The sequence below is a fragment of the Aequorivita todarodis genome (assembly GCF_028561335.1).
GTDB lineage: Bacteria > Bacteroidota > Bacteroidia > Flavobacteriales > Flavobacteriaceae > Aequorivita > Aequorivita todarodis.
On the sequence record NZ_JAQQTG010000047.1, the window covers coordinates 1 to 19,358 of the forward strand.

Genomic DNA, 19,358 nt, shown 5'->3' on the forward strand with positions numbered 1-19,358 from the left:
ACATACATAGTATTGTTGTTGTCTAGGTTTAAATGGCAACCTTAACCTGATCTTATTCCTTTAATTTAAAAGCCTAAAATAATCGTATTTTTGGACAAATCATTTAATGACCAAACATAAGAGGTTTCAAAAACCTTTGGGGTTTTGTCAGCAATCTGCATTAAAAATATTCGTGAATTCTAAGGTTAAAAACCCATTTCCAAAATTTTGAAGTTTGAATTTCTAAATCATAATTAAAAAAGTATTTTTGCCTATGCAAAACAACGTCCTCATTTTAGATTTTGGTTCGCAGTACACCCAACTTATCGCCAGACGCGTGCGGGAACTGAACATTTACTGCGAAATTCACCCTTACCATCACATTCCGGAAAGCCTTGACCCGTTTAAGGCCGTAATCCTTTCGGGCAGTCCGTTTTCCGTTCGCGCGGAAGATGCGCCCCACCCAGACCTTTCAAAGATTCGCGGTCACAAACCCCTTTTGGCGGTCTGTTATGGCGCACAGTATTTGGCACATTTCAACGGCGGAAGCGTGGAACCTTCAAACATACGCGAGTACGGAAGGGCAAAACTATCCATGATAAAATCAGGCGAGGAATTTTTTAAGGATATTCCAGAAAACACCAACGTGTGGATGAGCCATAGCGACACCATTGCGCAACTTCCCGAAAAGGGAGTGCGTTTGGCGAGCACGGTTGATGTTTTGAACGCCGCCTATAGAATTGAAGGCGAGGAAACGTATGCAATCCAATTCCACCCGGAAGTATATCACACCACCCACGGCAAGCAGTTGCTTGAAAATTTTCTTGTAAATATTGCCGAAGTGCCACAAACCTGGACGCCCGCAGCTTTTGTTGAAACTACTGTTGAAACTTTAAAAGAGCAGATTGGCGACGGAAAGGTAGTACTTGGTTTAAGTGGCGGCGTAGATTCTACGGTTGCAGCAATTCTTTTGAACAAAGCCATCGGCAAAAACCTATTCTGTATTTTCGTAAACAACGGTTTGCTCCGTAAAAACGAATTTGAAAACGTGCTGCACCAATATAAGGATATGGGATTGAACGTAAAAGGCGTGGATGCCTCGGAACGTTTTTTGGAAGCATTGAAAAACGAGAGCGACCCAGAGCGAAAACGAAAAGCCATCGGCAACGCCTTCATCGAAGTTTTTGATGACGAGGCACATCAGTTGACTGGTGTGGATTGGTTGGCGCAGGGAACAATTTATCCCGATGTTATTGAAAGCGTTTCGGTAAATGGCCCCTCGGTTACCATAAAAAGCCATCACAACGTAGGCGGTTTACCTGATTTTATGAAACTCAAAGTTGTGGAACCACTGCGCATGCTTTTTAAGGATGAAGTGAGACGAGTGGGGAAAGAAATGGGCATAGACCCCGAACTTTTGGGCAGACACCCTTTCCCCGGACCAGGTTTGGCAATTCGGATTTTGGGCGATATTACGGCCGAAAAAGTTCGTATCTTACAAGAGGTTGATGCAATCTTTATCAACGGTTTGAAAAAGTGGGAACTTTACGATAAAGTATGGCAGGCGGGCGCAATTTTACTTCCAGTGAATAGCGTTGGCGTAATGGGCGACGAACGTACTTACGAAAAAGTAGTTGCGTTACGCGCCGTTGAATCCACAGATGGAATGACGGCAGATTGGGTAAATCTTCCCTATGAATTTTTACAGGAAGTAAGCAACCATATAATAAACCGCGTTAAAGGCGTTAATAGAGTAGTCTATGACATCAGCTCAAAACCGCCCGCGACAATCGAGTGGGAATAAAGCCCCCTAACCCCCAAAGGGGGAACCTGTACGTAAATAACTTGCGGGAATTATAGAGATGAAATTTTAGAACGAAACAATGTTTTACAAACTTAAAAACCAGATTATTTCTATGTTGAAATGTTTAATATACGTTTCGGTGACCTTCCTATTTATGGTTAGCTGTGGCTCGGCTGCGCAACAACAGTACAAAAGCCACTCGGTACAAAAAGGCGAAACCGTTTACAGCATTGCAAAAAAGTATAATATTTCAGAAGAAACCATTTACAATCTTAACCCAGACTCCAGAAATGAGTTGAAGGTAAATAGCGTATTGATTATTCCCTCCAATGAGGCAATCAGCTCTGGAACCGATAAAAACAACTACCGCGACCACAGGGTTAAAAAGAAGGAAACCCTCTTCGGAATTGCGCAGCTTTACAACGTAAGCGTTGACGATATCAAAAAGCTAAATAAGGAATTGTATTCCCGCGGTCTGCGAAAAGGCGAGCGATTGTTGATTCCTGCCGCTTCAAAAAAAGATGAAAATACAACTGTTGGAAATGCCCTGCCCGGCACCCAGAAATATACCGTAAAAGCAAAGGAAACAAAGTTTGGGATTGCCCGAAAATTCGGCATTTCAATTGCTGAACTGGAAGATTTGAACCCCGATTTGGGCGAAGGCCTTAAAGTGGGCACAACCTTGATAGTTCCAGACAAAACTGTAATAGAAAATGCTGAAATAGACGAAGAAAATTTTCAGTATTACGAAGTGAAACCCAAGGAAGGTTTTTACAGGTTAAAAGCAAAATTCGGTCTTTCGGAAGAAGAAATCATTGCGCTAAATCCGTATGCAAAAGATGGGCTGAAAGAAGGAATGATCCTAAAATTGCCGAAGGATGAAGGCGGCATTTCAAAAGAGGATATCTCGGTAATCGATCTGGAAAAAAGAATTGACAACAAAAAAATGAAAACGGTAGCATTGATGCTCCCTTTTCGATTAATGCGAAGCGCCAGCGACACCACTGGCAACGACCAAGACTTACTGAAACGCGACCCTACCCTTCGCGTAGCTTTGGACTTTTACAGCGGCGCTTTGATGGCTGCGGAATTCGCAAAGAACCACGGCATTTCCGTGACCCTGAATGTGTATGACACCGAAAAGAGCGATAGCAAGGTGGCCTCCATCGTTTCAAGAAACGAGTTCAAAAACGTGGACGCCGTGATTGGGCCGTTGCTTCAAAAAAATGTGGAGAAAGCTTCTGACATGCTGAAAGGTGATAAAATCCCGGTCTTTTCACCCTTGAGCAACAGGGAAATGGCTATGAACGACAACCTTTTCCAAACCCTTCCCACCGATGCCGTGCTACAGAAAACGATGATCCGTTACATAAAAGAGCATAGTGCCGGAAAGAACGTCATCATTATTTCGGACTCCAAAAGAGCCGCTCAAAGGGAGATGATTCAAACCGCAATTCCATCAGCCAAAACCGTATCGCCCCGTGGCGGTGGATATATACAGGCTAGTGATGTAACTTCAGTAGCTTCGGAAGGAATGGAAAACTGGGTAATCCTTGAATCCCAAAATCCGGTGTTGGTAAGCAGTGCCGTAAACGTACTTTCCACAATGCCGCACAATTACAAAATGCGTTTATTTACCTTGAATAGAAACGAAGCCTATGAGTGGCACGAGGTTTCCAGCACCCGCTTGGCAAAACTGAACTTCACTTTCCCTTCGGTGAACAAAAACATTGATGAAGAAGACCGCAATCCGTTCTTGATTAGTTACAAAAACAAGTACGGTGTCCTTCCGAACCGCTACGCAATCCGGGGCTTCGACGTAACTTATGATGTCTTGCTGCGATTGGCTGCCGAAAAGGATATTTACGACGCCATTATGCCCGAAAGCGAAACGGTATATATTGAGAACAAATTTCGATATGAGAAATCGAAAAATGAAGGCTACTGCAACGAAGCAGCCTATATTTTAAAATATAACGACGACCTTAAATTTGAAGTAGTAGAATGAACACCGCCAAAGTAACCTATCTCGGAAACCTCCGTACCGAAAATGAACATTTAAAATCGGGCAGTACATTTATTACCGATGCTCCCACGGACAACAACGGAAAGGGCGAAGCATTTTCTCCCACCGATACTGTGGCCACGGGACTTGCCAACTGCATGATTACGGTTATGGGCATAAAGGCCCGCGATATGCAGGTAAATATGGACGGCACTACGGCGATGGTAACCAAAACGATGGCTGCGGATCCACGCCGTATTTCAAAAATTGAAGTGGTCCTCAATTTTCCATCGGGCATAGATGAAAAAGCGCGAAAAATATTGGAAAATACCGGCAGGACCTGTCCCGTGCTCTATAGCCTGCATCCCGATATTGAGAAGGTGATTACCTTTAATTGGTAGGCTACTCCAAACCCCTTTCAAAGAAAACTTTAAACAGGTATTGTTTTTGATGTTCTTTAAATATGAAACTACTTTTCATTTTTATATTTTCCATGGTTCTTTTCCCGCAAAATAATCCGGAAAAGATGCTGTGGAATGAAAACCAGAAACTCACCTGGAAAGATTTCCGCGGAAAACCTGTGCCGAGCGCCAGTTTTGTGGCAAGCACCAATACAGGTATCAGTTTCCAATATTCCTATTCCATCAAAAACGGAGCAGTAAACGTGGAATATTCCGTTGAAAGTTTTTTCAATCCAGAGGGTTCGTGGTACATTCCAGAAAGGGTGAACGCCCATATTTTAAGGCACGAACAGGCCCATTTTGATATATCGGAACTGCACGCCCGCATGCTTCGGAAAAATCTTCACGGAAAAAAGTTCACTAAAAGAATAAAATCTGAAATAGAGGGTATCTACAAACAGGTAGAACAGAAAAGACGGGCCATGCAAACCAGATTTGACGCCGAAACCGACCATTCCCGGAACGAGGAAAAAGAAGCTTTCTGGCAGCAATACATCGCCAAACAACTCGCCGATTATGAATCTTGGAAATAACCCAGACCCAAACCATTTGGTGGAATTGGCAAATTATAAAATGCCTTTCGGAAAATACGAAGGCTATTATTTGGCAAACATTCCTGAATATTACTTTGTGTGGTTTAAACAAAAAGGCTTTCCCGAAGGAAAACTGGGCCGGATGATGGCCGAAATGTACGAGCTTAAATTGAACGGGCTGGAAGGATTGGTGCAGAAGCTTATTAAAAAATAACTGTAAGTAGTTGCAGTTGGCTGTTAACTTTGATAATTTAAACTTGCAGTTCTCTTATTTCAAATAAATGAGATGCTATTTTCACCTCCTTCAACCTTTTATCTTCGGGGTTTTTACGCTCCAGTAAAATTTTATCTTTCGGTATATTCAGTAAGGTACTCAGCTTAAAAAGAAGTTCCGTTTGGGTTATTTCCCTGCGTTTGCTTATAACATTAAAGTTATCTTCAGTACCATTGCCAAACAAATCATTCAGTTTGTTCAAAGGAAGGTAATTGTCCCTATTTTGAACAAGAAACTTCAATAAATCGTGCTGTTGTTTGTTCAATCTAATTTCCTGTTTATTGTGATAAAAAACGTTTTCCTTCTCATTAAAAATAATTAAGTTTTTCTTTTGAGTTTGTTTCTTCAATCGCGTAAATACAAACCAAAAAATCACAATAAAAAATAACCCTGCTAAAACATAAGCATATAAATAATTTTCTTTTTGAACAAATTCCTTTTCAGATTCCAGTTTTCCTAAAAAAGAAGTTAATGGTTCGCTCAAAATTTTATATTTACCACTGTTGGTAAGTTTATATGTATAAGTTACCTTTTTGGTTATAGAGTCATAAACAATGTTCTTAATGCCCTTCCACTCACGGAATGCATATCTTTTAAGAGCATTATTTTTTAAGTCAATCTCATAGATTTTCTCATAAAGCAAATACAGTTTGTTTTCCGCATGAAACGAAACATAAGGTTCATTACCTAAGAAAGAAGGATCGTATTTCCCGTAACGGCTCCAACGCATTTTGGGCAAATGTAGCCGCCATACCGTTTGGTCCTGAACCTTAATGTGTTCTTGCACTTTAAATGGGTTTTTCATCAACCCGTCAAAAACATAGAAATTATCGTCTATAGCTATTGAAAAACTTTTAAATCGCGCAGTTGGTTTTGGTTCTATGAAAACTTGTTCCTCAGTCCATTCCCCAATTTTAAAATTGTATTTGGTAATAATATTTTTGTGGGTAAACAATCCGTAACCTCCAAACAGATAAAAATTCTTGTCAAAAACAAAAGGAGCTGCAAAATACTGGTTCCGCTGTGGGAATGAATTATCTAATCTGTAAAAGTTATTATCTCTAAATTCCAGTACAGGACCACCGCCATCTGATACTAAATAAGTTTCATTATCTATTTGAAAACTATATGGGTTATCAATATCTAAACCTTTGAAATCCTTTGATGGTTTTATGGGCAGTTTCTCAAACCCATATCCCTTATAAAGAACCGAATCATTGATTACCAATACGGGTTCATTTGTTTTGGCATCAAAAAAAAGGAAATGATTCTCGTTAAAAACAGGACTCTCCTGTGCCGACACCGAAGTACTTATGATCGTAAAAAGAAAAATATAGTATAAAAACTTGAGCACGGAATGTTTGGTTAGCTGTAAAGGGCAACTAAATTACTAAAAAATATTAATGCTCCGTTTTATATAAACACATAGTTTTGAGATACTTGCAAATTTATAGAATATCCGAAAGTATGGTTTCGGATGTTTTTTTGTGAAAGAGGGGATTGAATTTCTAATTTTCGGAGACAAAACATAAATTTTGAAAAATTATGAAAAACATAAAATTAATTTGTTGGATTTTGGCCGTAATTGGACCTTTTGTTGGCGGAAGCATGTTTTTGACCGAATCATTTGGAGCTACAACATCTATGGAAATTGCCCCAATAGCCGCAGTTTCAATTTTGTTTGCAGTACTTCCTTATTGCTTGGCAAGAGCTATTTCTGAAATTGATAAAATCTCGAACGGATGAAAAAAATTTTATACTTAGTGATAGTAGTTGCCTTACTTTTAAAATGCAAAGATTCGGAAGAGAAAAACTTGGATCTTACATTTGAAGAATCTATCCAAAATATTCTGACAAACTCAACTTGGAATTATATGAATATTGATACTAAAATTATAATTAATGTTGAGTTAAAAGCCAATAAAAATATAACCTTAACGACTTATAATATTGTCAATACAACTGAACTTGGCAAAGAAATATTTCAATCAATTGGAACATGGAAGATTGAACGAGACAAAATCCTCGTGAATTTTAATGGTTCCAAAGAAACTCAAAGATGGGCTATTGAAAATGATTTTTCAAAGATATATCAAGATGAAAAATATATCTTCAACAGATATAAACCTGAAATTATAAAAAATACAATTGATGAATTAAAAACCAAATACAACCTTTCCGAAAAAGATAATTTTCCTTTAGGAAATGGCTCAAAAAATCTTCCCAATAGTTTACTTGGTAAATATGAAGGGATTCAAGAATCCTATTACATGAAAAATGAAGAAGGAAGGCCAGTGATTATTAAAGGACAAAAAATCGCAGTGCCATCTTCACAATTTTCCTTTGTTTTAAAAGCAAAAAATTTGGTTGATTTAAAACAAAAGAATCTTCAAGATAATTCAGTCTATAATTATCAAACGGGAAAATATAAAATAATCGAAGAAAAAGACAACCTTTTTATTCTTGAATGTTCTTCATTTGGTCAAGATTATGCATCTCTTACTTATATTTTAAAATTTAACAACTTGAATAAAACAGCTATTGTCAATAGTGAGAATAATTCAGAGCCCAGTTTTACAATTTCAAAAATTAATGAGACCGGAAATAAACATGTCTCATTTGATAATGATTATGTTGAGCTTGCTTCGGATGAGGATATTGACATAATTGAGCCTGAAAATACAAATGACGACATATTATTAATCCCCCAAGAAATTGAATATAACGGCAAACCAGATTTGGAATATTCTATGGATGGAAAAAGAACAGTTTTAGATGATTATTCAGAAAATAATCCTAATGAAAAATATATCCGAATGAAGTTTAATGATAAGGAGATACTTTTCAAAAATATAAAAAACGAGACAACAAAATATAAAAGAGTATATGCAGGTAATAGTTACAAGGTTGTTTTTAAAATAAAAAAATACGGTGATTGCGCTGGAGAAGGAGCGCAATGGGTTTATGGCGATGTTTTAATTAAACTGGGCAAAAAACAATATTCCACATCTTTTGAAGGAAGTGATACACTCTTTTCAAGTCAAAAATGTAAAGAGATAGGAAATGGATAAAAGAAAAATGTCAACATATAAAGAATTACAGCTAATGCATAAAAAAAAGTTTGGCAAGACCATTAAATCTTGCTGGATTGCTGATGTAAAGAGAGAACTAGGATTGATAAAAAGGATTGCCCATAATAGAATAGATTCAAAAAAAGTTAAATATCCTTGTCCTGATGGCGCGCATAAAACGTGGCTTATAGAAAAGTTAAAAGAATAAGAGGCAGTAGGCAGTAAACTTTGTCAAAATTTCACGAATTATCCTCTTGGAATTTGGAATTTGATTTTTGGAATTTTCCCCTTCCTTTCCACAATAAAAAATGTACCTTTGCATCCCGTATAGTTATTTCAGCACAGGCACTCATGAGCACTACAAAATACATCTTCGTTACGGGCGGGGTTTCATCATCTTTAGGAAAAGGAATTATAGCGGCATCGCTGGCTAAACTCTTGCAGGCCAGAGGCTACCGCGTTACCATCCAAAAATTGGATCCCTATATAAATGTAGATCCCGGAACGCTGAATCCCTATGAACACGGCGAGTGCTACGTAACTGATGACGGCGCTGAAACCGATCTTGATCTGGGCCACTACGAGCGTTTTCTGAACGTAAATACTTCACAGGCAAACAACGTTACCACAGGCCGAATTTACCAAAGTGTAATCGAAAAGGAACGCCGGGGTGAATTCTTGGGAAAAACCGTGCAGGTGATTCCGCACATTACCAACGAAATCAAGGAACGCGTACAATTGCTCGGAAATACAGGCGATTACGATATAATCATTACCGAAATCGGCGGCACCGTGGGCGATATTGAATCATTGCCATACATCGAGGCCGTGCGCCAAATGAAGTGGGAAATGGGCGACGACAACGCTTTGGTCATCCACCTAACCCTCGTGCCCTACCTTTCGGCAGCGGGCGAACTGAAAACAAAACCCACCCAACACTCCGTAAAAACCCTGATGGAAAGCGGAATCCGTGCAGATATTTTGGTTTGTAGAACGGAGCACGAACTCTCCAATGATTTAAGAAGAAAACTCGCGCTTTTCTGTAATGTGAAAGAGGAAGCCGTTATCCAGTCCATCGACGCTTCCACCATTTACGACGTGCCGAATATGATGCTGGAGGAAGGGCTTGACACGGTAACACTTCAGAAATTAAATTTAAAGAATTCCAAAAAACCAGATTTAAAGCAGTGGAATAAATTTCTGCAAAGGCACAAAAACCCAAAAGGAGAGGTTCATATAGGCTTGATTGGAAAATATGTGGAATTGCAGGATAGCTACAAGTCAATCCTTGAATCCTTCATTCACGCTGGTGCGGAAAACGAGGTGAAGGTAAAAGTAGAATACATACATTCTGAACACATAAACGCCAAAACCATCGGGAAGAAACTTTCAAAACTCGATGGCATTTTAGTGGCTCCCGGGTTTGGTGAGCGCGGTATTGAAGGAAAAGTTGCCGCCGTAAAATACGCCCGCGAAAACAACCTACCATTTTTGGGAATCTGTTTGGGAATGCAAATGGCCGTTATTGAATTTGCACGAAACGTTTTAAAGTTGAAAGATGCCAACAGCACCGAAATGGATTCGCAGACAAAAAATCCGGTAATAAGCATCATGGAAGACCAAAAAAACATTACCGATATGGGCGGCACCATGCGTCTGGGCTCTTGGAAGTGCGACTTGAAAAAAGGAAGTATCGTAAGCAAGGTTTACAAAACGAAAACAATTGAAGAGCGCCACCGGCATAGGTATGAATACAACAACAAATACCGGGACCAGTTCGAAGCTGCGGGCCTTGTGGCAACCGGAATAAACCCAAACACCGGTTTGGTGGAGATAGTGGAAATTCCCGAGCATCCTTGGTTTGTGGGCGTGCAGTATCATCCCGAATACAAGAGTACGGTTGCCAATCCGCATCCACTATTTGTGGCTTTCGTGAAGGCCGTGCACGAACATTCCCTAAAAAAGAAATAAGACAATTTGGCGCAATAAAAGAAAAGGCGGGATTATTGCCCTGCCAGATAAAATTAATGATAATATGCTTTTGATTAATTTCAAAAGAAGAAATAAAAGATGGAACAAAAGAAATTCGACTTTAACTCACTTATTGGTTTTTTATTAATCGGCGGTATCCTAATCTGGATGTTGTACCTCAACAAACCTACCGAGGAAGAAATACAAGCGGAAAAAGCCAAGACCGAAGCCGCTGCAAAACAAGAGGCAGAAGCTGCAAAACCCACAGATGAAGTTACACTTGCGCAGGCAACTTCAGATACAATGAATGCTGTGAAACAAGGTGATTCCCTGGCTTTTGAACAGTTAAAGAACAAGCTCGGTTCTTTTGCGTATTCTGAAACGCTTCCATCGGCAACCGATGCCACAACGGTTTTGGAGAACGATGTGCTTTATTTGGAAATAAGCAATAAAGGCGGATACATTACGGAAGCGCTTTTGAAAAATTTCACCAAATATGACTCCGTTCCAGTGTATTTGATAAAGGATGGAACCGCTTCCTTAAATCTTCAGTTTACGTCAGAAAACCGAACGCTAAACTCACAAGACCTTTATTTTGAACCTACCTTGAGCAAAAATGGCGAAGACCAAGTGCTCTCCATGAAGCTCAAAACTTCAGAAAACGGATTTATTGAATACCGTTATACCCTGCATCCGGGTGAATATATGATGGATTTCAGCATCAACAGCCAGGGCTTGGACGGTATTATCAATACTTCGCAGCCGATGTATCTGGACTGGCAATTAAAGGGCTATCGCCACGCCAAGAGTATTTCATACGAAAACCGTTATTCGCGTTTAACCTATGAATACGATGACGAAAAGCACTCAAAACTTTCCCCTTCGGGCGAAGATGATGAACTGGAGAAGGACGTAACCTGGATGAACTTCCGTCAGCATTTCTTCAGCTCCATGCTCCTTACCGATACTCCTTTCAAGGAAGTGAAATTGACTTCCGTTGATTTGGTGAAAGACGAAGAAGTGGATACCGTTTTCACAAAACAATACGGAGCAAAGATGCTTTTGGAACCAAAAAATGGGGCGTTGTCGTATAATATGAATATGTACTACGGCCCATCCGATTATCAAATTTTCAAAAAATACGGCCGTAATCTGGACGAAGCCATGCCGTTGGGCTGGGGTATTTTTGGGGTGATAAACAAATACATTATCATTCCGTTATTCGGCTTTTTAACCGATTTTCTTCCCGCGGGAATAGCCATCATCGTTTTGACGATTCTTATAAAACTTATGCTTTCGCCAGTGCAGTACAAGCAGTATTTGGCACAGGCGAAGATGAAAGTGCTGAAACCCGAACTCGACGAGATAAAGGAAAAGTATAAAGGCAACAGCTTAAAAATCCAACAGGAAACCATGAAGCTGCAAAACTCCGCCGGCGCCAGTCCGCTGAAGGGTTGTTTGCCAGCTCTGTTGCAAATTCCGGTGTTTTATGCGCTGTTTACGTTCTTCCCCTCGGCTTTTGATTTGCGGCAGAAAAGTTTCCTTTGGGCAGATGACCTTTCCAGTTATGATACCATTGCCGAATTGCCGTTCCACATTCCATTTTATGGAGACCACGTGAGCCTCTTCCCTATTTTGGCCTCTATCGCCATTTTTGTTTATATGATGATGACCATGGGCGCAAACATGCAGCAACAGCAGCAGCCGGGAATGCCGAACATGAAATTCCTTATGTACCTTTCGCCATTGTTTATGTTGGTATTCTTCAACAACTATGCGAGTGGACTTTCGCTGTATTACTTCGTTTCAAACTTGATTACCATTGGCATTATGCTCGTAATTAAGAATTTCATCATTGATGAGGACAAAATTCACGCTAAAATTCAGGTGAAAAAAGCCACGCCAAAAAAACAGAACAAGTTCCAGCGCAAAATGGCCGAAATGATGGAACAGGCCGAGCAACAGAAAAAAGCCGGAAAACGTTAGATTTTTCTTTAGATTTAAAATGTTTGAAAATAGATTTTAGATTTAAGCGTTTGCTTTTTAAGTAAATGAACAATGAAAAAAATTGCTTTAACTTTCTTCTTCGGAATTGTACTCTGCTCCCAAGTTTCCTTTTCACAAAGCGAAATAAACCAAATGGACGCGCAGGGAAAACGCCACGGCCTTTGGAAAAAGACTTTTGAAGGCACCGATCAGCTTCGCTATGAGGGCACTTTTGAACACGGAAAGGAAGTGGGCGAATTCAAGTTTTATTGTGAAGATTGCAAAAGCCAGCCGATGGTCATTAAAAACTTCACGGGGAAAGACGATATCGCCGAGGTAAAATATTTCACCGTAAAAGGAAAACTGGTAAGTGAAGGAAAAATGCAGGGCAAGGACCGCGTTGGCGAATGGGTCTATTACCACGAAAAATCTAAAAATATAATGACCCGTGAGCAATATGTGAACGGCAAACTTGACGGCAAAGTAATTACTTACTATCCCAACGGAAAAATCACTGAAGAAACAAGTTACCAAAACGGCATAAAAGAAGGCGAAGACAATTATTATTCGCCGGACGGGGTTCTTTTAAAAAAGCTGTTATACGCAAACGATCAACTTCAGGGTCCGGCTTTATATTATGATGCCTACGGCAATGTGGTAATCGAAGGTTTTTACAAGAATGGCAAAAAGCACGGACTTTGGAAATACTACAAGGATGGGAAGGTAATTTTGGAAGAGACGTTTCCAAAACCTAAAGATAAATAATCACTCATTCGCACTAGTTCCATTTTGTAGTAATTTTTCTTCAATTAACCTTTTTATCGGTAGTTCAAGGTTTGGAATATCCACGGTACAAACCTTCCAAATCAAACCAATACTTACCCCAAAATATTGATGGACGACAACATCTCTCATCCCAGCCATTTCGCGCCATGGAATAGTAGAGTTTTGATTTCTGATAGTTGTTGAAATATTTTTAACAGCTTCTCCTATTATCTCCAATCTTCGAATAACAGCATCTTGTTTTTCATCATTAGCCTCAAAATCTTGTCGGGATACTCCTTCGATATATTCATTTATTTTTTTAATACATTCCAAAATGTCCTCTAGAAATACAAGATCATCTCGCTTTGCTCTATTATCCATAAATCCTTAATTCTTCAGATAAGATACGGTTTTTCAATCTCGGTTTTAGCGCTTTATATTCTACGAGGTCAACTTTTTTATCGAGTAAACTTTCAAGGTCCATTTTAATCCTAATAAAATCCAACAAGCTCATCTCCTTGTCCAGTTCAACTAAAATATCAACGTCGCTGGATTCAGAATTTATTCCTTTTGCATAAGACCCGAATACACCCGCACGGACAATGTTGTGTTTTTTTAGCAGAGGAACAATGCGTTGTTTTAGGTTTTCTATTGTCATTGTTGAAGACGTTTTATAACTTTAAAATTAAGCTATTTTGAACAAAATGAAAGATTTAATTATTGTAATTTTGCAAATCCATGAAAAAACGAGTAGTTGTCGGTCTTAGCGGAGGCGTTGACTCCAGCGTTGCAGCCTATCTTTTAAAAGAGCAGGGCTACGACGTTATTGGGCTATTTATGAAGAATTGGCACGACGACTCCGTAACCATTTCTGATGAATGCCCATGGCTTGAGGACAGCAACGACGCAATGCTCGTGGCAGAAAAACTGGGCATTCCCTTTCAAACGGTCGATTTAAGTGAGCAATACAAAGAACGCATCGTTGACTATATGTTCCGCGAATATCAAATGGGCCGCACCCCCAACCCAGACGTGCTCTGCAATCGTGAAATAAAGTTTGACGTGTTTATGAAAATCGCCCTCGGGCTGGGAGCAGATTTTGTGGCAACGGGCCATTATTGCCGGAAAGGCACCATTGAAAAAGACGGAAAAAAAATATATCAATTGCTCGCCGGAAAAGATCCAAACAAAGACCAATCGTATTTTCTGTGCCAACTTTCGCAGGAGCAACTTTCCAAAACCCTCTTTCCAATTGGGGAATTGTTGAAGCCGGAGGTTCGCAAGCTTGCTTCGGAACAAAATTTAATAACCGCCGAAAAACGCGATTCGCAAGGGTTGTGCTTTATCGGAAAGGTGAGGCTCCCGGAATTTCTTCAGCAGAAATTGGCTCCAAAAGACGGTGCAATTGTGGAAGTGCCGGCCAGTTTTTCAGAATATAAATTGAAAGCCCCGGCCTTTTCTTCCGAAGAAGAAAAACTGCAATATCTTGCTGCAAAATATACCTATTCACAAACCGATGGCAAGCAAGTGGGCATCCACCATGGGGCGCATTATTTTACCAAAGGCCAGCGTAAAGGCCTGGCGGTTGGTGGAACCAAGGAACCCTTGTTTGTAATCGACACCGATGTGGAAGAAAATGTAATCTACACCGGCCAAGGCAAGGATCACCCCGGCCTGTATCGTCGTGGCCTTTTCGTTAAAAACGAAGAAATACACTGGATTCGCGAAGACCTAAAACTTGCCGAAGATGAAAAAATGGAGGTCAAAGCCCGCATACGTTATAGGCAACCCTTAGAAAAAGCAACATTACACCGCACAGTTTCCGGACTTTATATTATATTTGACAACCCGCAATCCGCCATTACCGAAGGTCAGTTTGTTGCTTGGTATGACGGCCCCGAATTACTGGGAAGCGGAGTAATCTCTTAAAAAAAATTTAATGATGAAAAAATTATCCCTATTACTTCTTGTTTTTGTTTCAACCTTTAGTTTTGCCCAAACCGAGGATGCACTCGTGTTTTTGGAAGCAAAAGATCCGGCTGTGGTTTCAGCAGCTTTGGCTAACCCGATAACTATTTTGACCCAAGCAGCCATTGATAGGAAAAATGCACAAGGCATTGCCATTGATGATCGTGATGTTCCACTGAACGAAACCCAAAAGGCCGCTATTGATGCAGCCACCGGAATTACGGTTCTTGCAAAATCAAAATGGCTGAATGCCGTTTACGTGCGCGGAACGGAAAGCAACATCAATGACCTTTTGAACCTTCCATTCGTGGTCGATGTAGAATTTGCCGATAAAAGTCTAAACAGACCTACGGGAGGCAGACAATTCACCAAAGACAAATTTGAAATTGAAAATCAAGCCAGACCTGTTTATAACTACGGAAGTGCGGCCAACCAGACCGAAATGATAAACGTGGATTATCTTCACGAAAACGATTATACAGGCCAAAACATCATCGTGGCTTTTATGGATAATGGTTATCCGGGAGTATTGACCAACCCAGCTTATGCAATCCTTAGAAATGAAGGCAGACTGTTAGGATATTACGATTTTGTGGATCGTGTTGAAAATCCAAACGGAACTGGAAGCCACGGTGCTGGAACTTTCAGCGACGCTGCCGGATTTTTGAACGGTCAGTTTGTAGGTACTGCCCCGGGAGCATCTTATTACTTGTATATCACGGAAGACGGCAATGAGGAGTCTCCGGCAGAAGAGGCATATTGGGTTGAGGCTTTGGAACGTGCTGATAGCTTAGGGGTATATGTAACCAATACTTCCTTGGGCTACCAAGATTTTGATAACCCGGCATACGACCATCAATATGTGGACCTTGACGGACAGACAACGATTGCCGCCCGGGGTGCCAATGCCTCTTTTGACAAAGGAATGATTACTGTTACCTCTGCTGGAAATGATGGTGGTGGCTTCGGATATGTAGGTACGCCAGCCGATGCACCCGGTTCATTTACAGTCGGTGCCGTTGATGCCAATGAAAATTATGTGTATTTCAGTTCTCACGGGCCAAATTCTTCTGGAGATATTAAGCCAGACGTAATGGCCAAAGGCCTTGATGCAGCTATCGTGGGCCAATATGGTAATGTAACAACGTCGAGCGGGACCTCTTTCAGCTCGCCAATTACTGCTGGCGCCGTTGCTGCTTTATGGAGTGCGGTTCCCACTTTAAAAAATGATGTGGTTATGCAGGCCATTCGCGAATCTGCTGATAGATATAACAATCCTACAAACGAATATGGCTATGGAATCCCAAATTTTGGCGATGCCCTGAATGCCCTTTTAACCATAGGCATTGAAGAGCAAATGCTTGATACCAATTTTGCTTTGTATCCAAACCCCGTAAGCACAGAGATAAATATTTCTTTTCCAAAATCGGCAGAGAATGCTGTATTCGCGATCTATAATATTTTGGGTGAAAGAATCCTTGAAAAAAACATTACTACCTTAAATAACAGGGTTGATGTTTCAGGACTCTCTTCTGGAATGTATATTGCTTCCATCACTTCAAACAACAAAACAACGAGCTATAAAATTATTAAGGAATAGTGAATAACCGGATTACCGAACTTTTTAATATTCAATACCCTATAATTCAGGCCGGAATGATTTGGAACAGCGGTTGGCGACTTGCCACCGCTGTTTCCAATTGTGGCGGTTTGGGTCTTTTGGGCGCAGGCTCTATGTATCCTGAAGTGCTTCGGGAACATATTCAGAAATGTAAAAAGGCAACTGATAAACCTTTCGGCGTAAACGTACCTATGCTCTACCCCGATATTGAAAAAATAATCGATATCATTATTGAGGAAGGGGTAAAAATTGTTTTCACATCCGCGGGCAATCCAAAGACACATACCTCAAAATTAAAGGAACACGGAATTACCGTTGTTCACGTGGTGAGCAGTGTGAAATTTGCTTTAAAAGCACAGGAAGCTGGCGTTGACGCGGTAGTTGCCGAAGGCTTTGAGGCTGGTGGCCACAATGGCCGCGAAGAAACCACGACTTTCACTTTGATTCCAATGGTAAAGGAACAGTTGGAAATTCCCCTGATAGCCGCTGGCGGAATTGCTACCGGCCGTGGCATGTTGGCCGCAATGGTTCTGGGTGCCGATGGCGTGCAAGTGGGAAGCCGCTTTGTAGCTTCGGAAGAAGCTTCATCGCATCGCGCCTTTAAGCAAATGGTCGTTGATGCCAAAGAAGGCGATACCTATTTAACCTTAAAGGAATTGGCCCCCGTGCGGATGCTAAAAAATAAATTCTTTGAAAGTGTGATGCAACTTTATAAAACTAATCCTACCAAAGAAGATCTTATAAAACATTTGGGCCGCGCCCGTGCCAAACGTGGCATGTTTGAAGGCGATTTGGAAGAAGGAGAATTGGAAATTGGGCAGATTGCGGGCCTTATCCACGATATAAAACCTGCTGCCCAAATTCTTAAGGATATGGTGGAAGAGTTTGAAATTGCCAAGAAAGAGGTTTCTGATCTTTAGTCGAAACGAAAAATCACATCGGTTGAATCCCTGTTTTTTTTTAAGACTACTGAATAATTTCTTGAAGTAGCTTCCGTACAACCTTGCTATGGAATATCTTCCGAAGAAATGCTACCTGTATATTCCACTAAAAATACGGCTTTTCCTTAGGCTACAAATGATCTGGATTCTTCATAAAATTTAAGCTGCAAAAGGCACCTTCGGTAAGAATCCGTTCAAATTCAGCATACAATTTGGTAATATTTCAAAAAAAAAGCCCCCCAACTGGGAGGCTTTGTCTTAAAAAAATTGTGTGTATTAAAGCACTTTTACGTTAACCGCGTTCAATCCTTTTTTTCCTTCTTGAAGATCAAATTCTACTTCGTCACCTTCACGAACTTCGTCGATTAGGCCTGTAACGTGTACAAAATGTTCTTTGTTTGTTCCTTCTTCAGTGATAAAGCCAAAACCTTTGGTGTCGTTGAAGAATTTTACTGTTCCTTTGTTCATTGTAATTAATTAAAAAATTTATAATAAGTGGCAAAGATAGAATTAATATTGACAAATAAGCTTTTTTTAATTGTTTATTTTAAAACTTAAAAAATTATGGTTTTTTTAAAAAATTAACAATTCGTTTTTAAGAATTTGAAAATAGCCTTTTTATTTTGGTTATAAAGCCACGACAATTTGATTTTTCAAAATATCCTCAAAAGTTTCCCTTTTCCTGATTAAATGCGCCTTTCCTTTATACCAAAGCACTTCCGCGGGACGATAACGGGAATTGTAATTGCTCGCCATTGTGAAACAATAGGCACCAGCGTTGTGGAAAGAAAGAATATCACCCTCGTGCAATTCTGGAATGCGGCGGTTGTTCGCAAACGTATCGGTTTCGCAGATGTAACCCGTTACGGTATAAAAACGATCCCTTCCGTGCGGGCGGGAAATGTTTGAAATTTCGTGCTGCGACCCGTAAAGCATCGGGCGGATCAAATGGTTAAAGCCACTGTCAACCTGTGCAAATACGGTGGAAGTAGTCTGTTTTATCACATTTACCTTTACCAAAAACTGTCCGGCTTCACTCACCAAAAACTTGCCCGGCTCAAAGGCCAAGGTCAATTTTTTACCGTATTTTTTACAGAAATCGTTGAAACGCTTGCTCAGTTTTTTGCCGAGTTCCTCAACATTGGTTTCAATATCGCCATCTTTATAGGGTACTTTGAAACCGCTTCCGAAGTCAATAAATTCCAAATTATCGAAATTTTCCGCAGCATTAAAAAGTATTTCCGAAGCATAGAGAAAAACATCAATGTCCAAAATATCGCTACCCGTGTGCATGTGGATCCCGTTGATGTTCATCCCCGTGTTTTCCACAATCCTTTTCAGCAAAGGCATTTGGTGGATTGAAATCCCGAACTTGCTATCAATATGCCCCACGGAAATATTTGCGTTTCCGCCTGCCATAACGTGCGGATTTATTCGGATACAAACAGGGATTTTGGGATGTTTGGTCCCGAATTGCTCCAAAATGGAAAGATTGTCTATATTTATTTGCACCCCAAGTTTTGCGGCTTTTTCGATCTCTTCCAACGAAATTCCGTTGGGGGTATAGATTATGTTCTCTGGTTTAGCACCAGCTTCCAGGCCCAGCATCACTTCCTGTATGGAAACCGTGTCCAGGCCACTGCCCATATTAATGAGCAATTTCAACACAGAAATATTTGAAAGCGCCTTTACGGCGTAATTTATTCTCAAACTATCCACCTTATCAAAAGCGCTGGTCAACCGTTTATACTGCTTTTCAATTTTAGCAGCATCATAAACATACACAGGGCTTCCGAATTCTTGGGCAATTGCCAAAAGGTCTTGGTTTTTCATTTCTTTAGAATAAATTTTTAAAAAATTAAGGCGCAAAAATAAGGATGTAGCCCGAAATACTTCATTAATAAATACTTAATTTTTATTCGTTACTATCAAAAGGTTTATAAATGTATGGTTTTCTTCCCCTCTGGGCGATGAAGGAG

At 40.2% G+C, this 19,358-nt stretch carries 19 protein-coding genes; 14 read left to right on the forward strand and 5 right to left on the reverse strand.

What is annotated here, in order from left to right; genetic code table 11:
• Window positions 1-253 precede the first annotated feature (253 nt).
• From guaA to POV26_RS12690, 5 genes are all read left to right on the forward strand, one after another.
• Window positions 254-1,783 carry a glutamine-hydrolyzing GMP synthase gene (gene guaA, locus POV26_RS12670; protein ID WP_272856844.1) on the forward strand — a complete coding sequence of 510 codons (1,530 nt, stop codon included), beginning with the start codon at window positions 254-256 and terminating at the stop codon, window positions 1,781-1,783.
• Between the two features lie 79 nt (window positions 1,784-1,862).
• Complete coding sequence (locus POV26_RS12675) at window positions 1,863-3,791, forward strand: LysM peptidoglycan-binding domain-containing protein (protein WP_272856845.1); 1,929 nt, start codon at window positions 1,863-1,865, stop codon at window positions 3,789-3,791.
• Window positions 3,788-4,189 carry an OsmC family protein gene (locus POV26_RS12680; protein WP_272856846.1) on the forward strand — a complete coding sequence of 134 codons (402 nt, stop codon included), beginning with the start codon at window positions 3,788-3,790 and terminating at the stop codon, window positions 4,187-4,189. The genes POV26_RS12675 and POV26_RS12680 overlap by 4 nt, the downstream gene beginning before the upstream one ends.
• Before the next feature lie 62 nt (window positions 4,190-4,251).
• Window positions 4,252-4,782: a DUF922 domain-containing protein gene (locus POV26_RS12685; protein ID WP_272856847.1), complete on the forward strand. Its 531-nt coding sequence runs from the start codon at window positions 4,252-4,254 to the stop codon at window positions 4,780-4,782.
• Entirely contained in the window at window positions 4,766-4,996 is a 231-nt protein-coding gene (locus tag POV26_RS12690; RefSeq protein WP_045081663.1) for a DUF3820 family protein, read from the forward strand. Before POV26_RS12685 ends, POV26_RS12690 begins: the two co-directional genes overlap by 17 nt.
• Window positions 4,997-5,033: 37 nt before the next feature.
• Here the strand turns inward: POV26_RS12690 and POV26_RS12695 are convergent, their stop codons facing one another.
• Window positions 5,034-6,410, reverse strand: coding sequence for a Kelch repeat-containing protein (locus POV26_RS12695; protein ID WP_272856848.1), 1,377 nt, complete (start codon window positions 6,408-6,410; stop codon window positions 5,034-5,036).
• Between the two features lie 191 nt (window positions 6,411-6,601).
• Here POV26_RS12695 and POV26_RS12700 point away from each other — a divergent pair, with 191 nt between their 5' ends.
• The 6 genes from POV26_RS12700 to POV26_RS12725 all read left to right on the forward strand — a co-directional run bounded on the left by POV26_RS12700 (window position 6,602) and on the right by POV26_RS12725 (window position 12,849).
• Window positions 6,602-6,802, forward strand: coding sequence for a hypothetical protein (locus POV26_RS12700; protein ID WP_272856849.1), 201 nt, complete (start codon window positions 6,602-6,604; stop codon window positions 6,800-6,802).
• Window positions 6,799-8,127, forward strand: a complete 1,329-nt coding sequence (locus tag POV26_RS12705) for a hypothetical protein (protein ID WP_272856850.1) — start codon at window positions 6,799-6,801, stop codon at window positions 8,125-8,127. The genes POV26_RS12700 and POV26_RS12705 overlap by 4 nt, the downstream gene beginning before the upstream one ends.
• Window positions 8,120-8,335, forward strand: a complete 216-nt coding sequence (locus POV26_RS12710) for a hypothetical protein (RefSeq protein ID WP_272856851.1) — start codon at window positions 8,120-8,122, stop codon at window positions 8,333-8,335. The genes POV26_RS12705 and POV26_RS12710 overlap by 8 nt, the downstream gene beginning before the upstream one ends.
• 143 nt (window positions 8,336-8,478) lie before the next feature.
• Window positions 8,479-10,098: a CTP synthase gene (locus POV26_RS12715; RefSeq protein ID WP_045081685.1), complete on the forward strand. Its 1,620-nt coding sequence runs from the start codon at window positions 8,479-8,481 to the stop codon at window positions 10,096-10,098.
• A 99-nt stretch (window positions 10,099-10,197) separates the two neighbouring features.
• Window positions 10,198-12,084 carry a membrane protein insertase YidC gene (yidC, locus tag POV26_RS12720; protein WP_272856852.1) on the forward strand — a complete coding sequence of 629 codons (1,887 nt, stop codon included), beginning with the start codon at window positions 10,198-10,200 and terminating at the stop codon, window positions 12,082-12,084.
• A 72-nt stretch (window positions 12,085-12,156) separates the two neighbouring features.
• Window positions 12,157-12,849 (forward strand): toxin-antitoxin system YwqK family antitoxin, encoded by a 693-nt coding sequence (locus POV26_RS12725; RefSeq protein ID WP_272856853.1) that lies wholly within the window; start codon window positions 12,157-12,159, stop codon window positions 12,847-12,849.
• On the opposite strand, the gene POV26_RS12730 is transcribed toward POV26_RS12725, so the two are convergent.
• Both POV26_RS12730 and POV26_RS12735 read right to left on the reverse strand, forming a co-directional pair.
• Window positions 12,850-13,230 (reverse strand): HepT-like ribonuclease domain-containing protein, encoded by a 381-nt coding sequence (locus POV26_RS12730; protein WP_272856854.1) that lies wholly within the window; start codon window positions 13,228-13,230, stop codon window positions 12,850-12,852.
• Entirely contained in the window at window positions 13,223-13,507 is a 285-nt protein-coding gene (locus POV26_RS12735) for a nucleotidyltransferase family protein (RefSeq protein WP_272856855.1), read from the reverse strand. Before POV26_RS12735 ends, POV26_RS12730 begins: the two co-directional genes overlap by 8 nt.
• A gap of 80 nt (window positions 13,508-13,587) precedes the next feature.
• On the opposite strand from POV26_RS12735, the gene mnmA reads away from it, so the two are divergent.
• Genes mnmA through POV26_RS12750 form a run of 3 tightly spaced genes read left to right on the forward strand, consistent with a single transcriptional unit; the run spans window position 13,588 to window position 17,358 of the window.
• Entirely contained in the window at window positions 13,588-14,778 is a 1,191-nt protein-coding gene (gene mnmA, locus POV26_RS12740) for a tRNA 2-thiouridine(34) synthase MnmA (protein ID WP_272856856.1), read from the forward strand.
• Between the two features lie 10 nt (window positions 14,779-14,788).
• Window positions 14,789-16,417: a S8 family peptidase gene (locus POV26_RS12745; RefSeq protein WP_272856857.1), complete on the forward strand. Its 1,629-nt coding sequence runs from the start codon at window positions 14,789-14,791 to the stop codon at window positions 16,415-16,417.
• Window positions 16,417-17,358 (forward strand): NAD(P)H-dependent flavin oxidoreductase, encoded by a 942-nt coding sequence (locus POV26_RS12750; RefSeq protein WP_272856858.1) that lies wholly within the window; start codon window positions 16,417-16,419, stop codon window positions 17,356-17,358. Before POV26_RS12745 ends, POV26_RS12750 begins: the two co-directional genes overlap by 1 nt.
• A 297-nt stretch (window positions 17,359-17,655) precedes the next feature.
• Here POV26_RS12750 and POV26_RS12755 read toward each other — a convergent pair whose 3' ends face one another.
• Window positions 17,656-17,847 (reverse strand): cold-shock protein, encoded by a 192-nt coding sequence (locus POV26_RS12755; protein WP_014780844.1) that lies wholly within the window; start codon window positions 17,845-17,847, stop codon window positions 17,656-17,658.
• Between the two features lie 159 nt (window positions 17,848-18,006).
• On the reverse strand, window positions 18,007-19,212 hold the full coding sequence (gene lysA, locus POV26_RS12760) for a diaminopimelate decarboxylase (RefSeq protein WP_272856859.1): 1,206 nt from the start codon (window positions 19,210-19,212) through the stop codon (window positions 18,007-18,009).
• Window positions 19,213-19,358 lie beyond the last annotated feature (146 nt).

Excerpts from the sequence above, each read along its gene's own strand:
- POV26_RS12690 (WP_045081663.1), top strand. The coding sequence starts at position 4,766 with ATGAATCTTGGAAATAACCCAGACCCAAACCATTTGGTGGAATTGGCA.
- yidC (WP_272856852.1), top strand. The coding sequence starts at position 10,198 with ATGGAACAAAAGAAATTCGACTTTAACTCACTTATTGGTTTTTTATTA.
- POV26_RS12730 (WP_272856854.1), bottom strand. The coding sequence starts at position 13,230 with ATGGATAATAGAGCAAAGCGAGATGATCTTGTATTTCTAGAGGACATT.
- POV26_RS12710 (WP_272856851.1), top strand. The coding sequence starts at position 8,120 with ATGGATAAAAGAAAAATGTCAACATATAAAGAATTACAGCTAATGCAT.
- POV26_RS12675 (WP_272856845.1), top strand. The coding sequence starts at position 1,863 with ATGTTTTACAAACTTAAAAACCAGATTATTTCTATGTTGAAATGTTTA.
- POV26_RS12735 (WP_272856855.1), bottom strand. The coding sequence starts at position 13,507 with ATGACAATAGAAAACCTAAAACAACGCATTGTTCCTCTGCTAAAAAAA.
- POV26_RS12715 (WP_045081685.1), top strand. The coding sequence starts at position 8,479 with ATGAGCACTACAAAATACATCTTCGTTACGGGCGGGGTTTCATCATCT.
- lysA (WP_272856859.1), bottom strand. The coding sequence starts at position 19,212 with ATGAAAAACCAAGACCTTTTGGCAATTGCCCAAGAATTCGGAAGCCCT.
- guaA (WP_272856844.1), top strand. The coding sequence starts at position 254 with ATGCAAAACAACGTCCTCATTTTAGATTTTGGTTCGCAGTACACCCAA.
- POV26_RS12685 (WP_272856847.1), top strand. The coding sequence starts at position 4,252 with ATGAAACTACTTTTCATTTTTATATTTTCCATGGTTCTTTTCCCGCAA.
- POV26_RS12745 (WP_272856857.1), top strand. The coding sequence starts at position 14,789 with ATGATGAAAAAATTATCCCTATTACTTCTTGTTTTTGTTTCAACCTTT.
- POV26_RS12700 (WP_272856849.1), top strand. The coding sequence starts at position 6,602 with ATGAAAAACATAAAATTAATTTGTTGGATTTTGGCCGTAATTGGACCT.
- POV26_RS12725 (WP_272856853.1), top strand. The coding sequence starts at position 12,157 with ATGAAAAAAATTGCTTTAACTTTCTTCTTCGGAATTGTACTCTGCTCC.
- POV26_RS12705 (WP_272856850.1), top strand. The coding sequence starts at position 6,799 with ATGAAAAAAATTTTATACTTAGTGATAGTAGTTGCCTTACTTTTAAAA.
- mnmA (WP_272856856.1), top strand. The coding sequence starts at position 13,588 with ATGAAAAAACGAGTAGTTGTCGGTCTTAGCGGAGGCGTTGACTCCAGC.
- POV26_RS12680 (WP_272856846.1), top strand. The coding sequence starts at position 3,788 with ATGAACACCGCCAAAGTAACCTATCTCGGAAACCTCCGTACCGAAAAT.
- POV26_RS12755 (WP_014780844.1), bottom strand. The coding sequence starts at position 17,847 with ATGAACAAAGGAACAGTAAAATTCTTCAACGACACCAAAGGTTTTGGC.